Source organism: Streptomyces sp. Ru62 (assembly GCF_002920615.1).
Taxonomy (GTDB): domain Bacteria; phylum Actinomycetota; class Actinomycetes; order Streptomycetales; family Streptomycetaceae; genus Streptomyces.
The window spans coordinates 1-782 of the sequence record NZ_PQSU01000098.1; the positions used below are offsets into that span (position 1 = coordinate 1).

The 782-nt window shown below is 67.6% G+C and carries 1 protein-coding gene; it reads left to right on the forward strand.

The window, feature by feature from the left end; genetic code table 11:
* Positions 1–782 (forward strand): alpha/beta fold hydrolase (locus tag C3492_RS43860; protein WP_103818117.1); only part of this gene is annotated, 782 nt, incomplete at its 3' end.

A 782-nucleotide genomic window follows, 5' to 3' on the forward strand; every position in this document is an offset into this window, starting at 1 on the left:
ATGCCCTACATCACCGTCGGCCGGGAGAACACCACCGACATCGACCTGTACTACGAGGACCACGGCACCGGCCGCCCGGTCGTCCTCATCCACGGCTTCCCCCTCGACGGACACTCCTGGGAGAAGCAGACCACCGCCCTCCTCGACGCCGGCTACCGCGTCATCACCTACGACCGCCGCGGCTTCGGCCAGTCCAGCCAGCCCACCACCGGCTACGACTACGACACCTTCGCCGCCGACCTCAACACCGTCCTGGAAACCCTCGACCTCCACGGCGTCACCCTCGTCGGCTTCTCCATGGGCACCGGCGAAGTCGGCCGCTACCTCTCCACCTACGGCTCCGCCCGCATCGCCAAGGCCGCCTTCCTCGCCTCCCTCGAACCCTTCCTCCTCAAGACCGACGACAACCCCACCGGCGCCGCCGACCACGCCTTCTTCCAGAACATCTCCGACACCGCCAAGAACGACCGCTACGCCTACTACACCGACTTCTACCGCGACTTCTACAACCTCGACGACAACCTCGGCACCCGCATCAGCGAAGAAGCCGTCCGCAACAGCTGGAACGTCGCGGCCGCCGGCGGCTCCCACGCCGCCTGGGCCGCACCCCTGACCTGGTTCACCGACTTCCGCAACGACATCCCCAAGATCAACGTCCCCGCCCTCATCCTCCACGGCACCGCCGACAACATCCTGCCCATCGACTCCACCGCCCGCCCCTTCCACAAGGCCCTCCCCCACGCCGACTACGTCGAGATCGACGGCGCCCCCCACGGCCTGCT